Origin of the sequence: Haliea sp. (genome assembly GCF_040222615.1) — a bacterium.
Taxonomy (GTDB): domain Bacteria; phylum Pseudomonadota; class Gammaproteobacteria; order Pseudomonadales; family Halieaceae; genus Haliea.
This window is the reverse complement of the sequence record NZ_JAVKCQ010000149.1, coordinates 1-3178: the sequence shown is the minus strand read 5'-3', so window position 1 is coordinate 3178 and position 3178 is coordinate 1. Positions and strand designations below refer to the sequence as shown.

Annotated in this window: 2 protein-coding genes and 1 pseudogene; all 3 read left to right on the top strand. The window is 64.9% G+C overall.

The genetic code is table 11. From position 1 onward, the window contains the following. Positions 1-235: cytochrome c3 family protein (locus RJQ10_RS12205; protein ID WP_350146951.1), on the top strand; the 235-nt coding region annotated here is incomplete at its 5' end. Next, a complete protein-coding gene (locus RJQ10_RS12200; RefSeq protein WP_350146949.1) occupies positions 232-2208 on the top strand; it encodes a heme-binding protein in 1977 nt (658 codons plus the stop codon). The genes RJQ10_RS12205 and RJQ10_RS12200, both read left to right, overlap by 4 nt. Before the next feature lie 5 nt (positions 2209-2213). Further along, positions 2214-3178 (top strand): annotated as a pseudogene (locus tag RJQ10_RS12195) (hypothetical protein); the annotation flags it as partial.

Below are 3178 nucleotides of genomic sequence, written 5' to 3'. Positions count from 1 at the left end.
GAGTCAGGCGGGAAGCAATCCGGATCAGGTCTGCGAGACCTGTCACGAAGCCTCAACGTCCAATGTGGCGGAGGATATTCTCATGCCCAATCAGGATAACTGTCTGGCCTGTCACGCCGAAACCAAGGGTGCGGCTACTCTGGATTGTGTGAGCTGCCATGCTTTCCATCCGGACGGGGGCACTCCGTCCCGACTGGCGCGTGATCGCGCATTACTGCAGGGGAGAGCACCATGATACGGCGGCTGATCTGTCTTTTTGGTATTACCCTGGTCACAGCCTGCGGCGGCGGTGGCGGTGGCAGCAGCACGGCGGGTAGTTCTCCGGATCGCGCTCCCGATAACGCGCCCTGCGAGGGCCAGTGCGCCTCGGCCACCAGTTTTCTTGAGCAGGCCGATGTACGCCGCGTGCTGGCCCAGGCGGTGCACCAGGCCGACGCGCTGGGGGCGGCAGCCACCATTGCGGTGGTCGATCGGGTTGGCAATGTGCTCGCGGTCTACCGCATGGCGGGCGTAAATGCCGACAATGATGTGGAGCTGGCGACCGACTTCCCGGTGCAGGTCACGACCGGCCTGGAGGGGGTCGTACTCCCGGTGGCGGTGGGCGGGGATGCCCTGGCGGCGATCGCCAAGGCCATCACTGGCGCCTACCTGTCGAGCGAGGGCAACGCCTTTACCACACGCACGGCAAACCAGATCGTCCAGGAACACTTCAATCCGGGCGAACGCAACCAGCCGGGGGGGCCGCTGTTTGGTGTGCAATTCAGCCAGCTGGCCTGTTCCGACTTTACCGTCGGTGGCGTCGACATCGGGGTTGGCCCGCGCCGTTCGCCCCTCGGACTGGCGGCGGACCCCGGCGGTTTTCCCCTGTACAAGGACGGTACGCCGGTGGGCGGGGTAGGCGTCATTGCCGATGGTCGCTACAGCATAGACAAGAGCCTGCTGGACAGTGATGTGGATGTGGACGAGCAGATAGCCCTCGCCGCCACCTTTGGCTTTATCGCACCGCCCGACCGACGGGCCGAGCGCATCACCGTTGAAGGCAAGGTGTTCCGCTTCAGTGATGTGGACCTGGGGGACCTGCCGGTGGACCCGGCCCAGGCCCCCGATTTTGCCGCGCTCGCGGGAGCCGGCGAACTGCTGGCGGTGCGGGGGTACAGCACGGGCCAGGTACGCCGCGGCACGGCCTTCGGCCAGCCTGAGTCTGGCGTGCGCCCGGCCACTGATTTTCCCGGCCTGGACGCCTTCGTCTTTGTCGATGGCGGCAACAACAACCGGTATCCACCCCGGGCCGGCACCGATGGCGCCGAGCTTGGCGAAGCGGCATTCAGCGCCGAAGAGGTGCGGCAGCTCCTCACCAGCGCGATTGGTGTCGCCAACCGCGCTCGCGCCCAGATCCGCAGGCCGGTAGGGACGCCGGCACGGGTCACGGTGTCGATAGTCGACAGTCGCGGCGCCATCCTCGGCATGCTGCGTACCCGCGATGGCCCCATGTTCGGTGCCGATGTGTCGCTGCAGAAGGCGCGCACCGCGGTGTTGTTCTCGTCCCCGGACGCAGCGGATTTCCTGCGCGGCATAAGCACCCCGACCCAGTACCTGAACCCGGACCTGAGCCCCGCAGCGACGGTCAACATCGGCGATTATGTGGACGCCGCCCAGCTGTTCATCGGCCCCCAGGCGCTCACTGACGGCACCGCTTTCTCCGATCGGGCCGGCGGCAATTTGTCCCGGCCGTTCTATCCGGACGGCATCATCGGCAATCCCAGCGGTCCCTTCAGCAAGTCCTATGACGGTGAGTGGAGCGTGTTTTCGACCGGGCTGCAGCTGGACCTGTCGTTCAACAACATCATTGCCCACATCGCCTTCGTTGCGGGTCTGTCCGACACCGATGTCGGAGCCAATTGTGCCCAGTCGGCACAGCCGCGGGTGGCGAACGGAATCCAGATTTTCCCCGGCAGCGTGCCTGTCTATCGCGGCAGCACGATCATTGGTGGCATTGGGGTGTCCGGGGACGGCATCGAGCAGGACGACATGATCTCCTTCCTCGGCTTGCACGAGGCCGGTGAAGCGCTTGGGGGGGCAATCAACAATGCCCCGGCGGAAATTCGTGCCGACCAGCTGACCCCCGGCGGTGTGCGCCTGCGCTATATCCAGTGCCCGCAGACGCCGTTCATCAACAGCGACGCACAGTTCGTGTGTGCAGGGAAGTGAGCGCTATGGCCAAGCATCCATCTCTGACTGGTCCCGCCCTGGCGGGATTCTCTGCCCTGGGCCTGGTTCTGTTGCTGAGTGCAGCGGCATCGCCGGGCGTGGCCGCGGCGCAGGAGCCCGAGCCCGACCTGGTCTACTGTGATGACCTCGATCCCCGCGACCGCGGTCGCAGCACCCGGCGCCGTGCCGGTGGCTCCAACCGCGACTGCACCTACCGCGAAGTCACCATCGACGAGGAGACCGGAGAAGTGCTGCGCGAGGTGCCGGTGGCGGCAGCGCCGCGCACGGTGCTGCCGCGGCGCTATTCCTCCATTCCGCGACCGACCGCGGAGCAGTACGTGGAGCTGGTCCCCATCCCGGACCGCTGGCGCATTGTCGACAGTCTCGGCTATGAGGACAACTGGTGGGATCCCTACAACCAGAATACGATCAAGGGCGACAAGCCCATCCACGACGACTGGTTCTTCAACATTATTGCCATCTCCGATTCGGTGCTGGAGCTGCGCGAAGTACCGACGCCGGTCGGTGGCCAGAGCACCGGTGACCCGGGCTCGCTGAATGTGCTGGGAAATACGGAGCAGTATCTGTTCAACCAGAACCTGGCGGTCGAGCTGGTCTATTACAAGGGCGATACCGTGTTTCGGCCGCCGGACTGGGAGTTCCGCTTCACCCCGGTCTTCAACTACAACTACACCGAGCTGGATGAAATCCTCGGTGTCAATGCGGACCCCCGCGATGGTCGCACCCGCAGCGACAACCATGTCGGCATCCAGGCCGCGTTTGTCGACAAGCACCTGCGCGACGTTTCCGATCGCTACGACTTTGACTCGGTGCGAGTGGGCATCCAGCCCTTCTCCAGTGACTTCCGCGGTTTCCTGTTCCAGGATGCACCCTTTGGCGTGCGCCTGTTCGGTACCCGCGACAACAACCGGTTCCAGTACAACCTGGCCTGGTTCCGGCGTATGGAGAA

Excerpts from the sequence above, each read along its gene's own strand:
- RJQ10_RS12200 (WP_350146949.1), top strand. The coding sequence starts at position 232 with ATGATACGGCGGCTGATCTGTCTTTTTGGTATTACCCTGGTCACAGCC.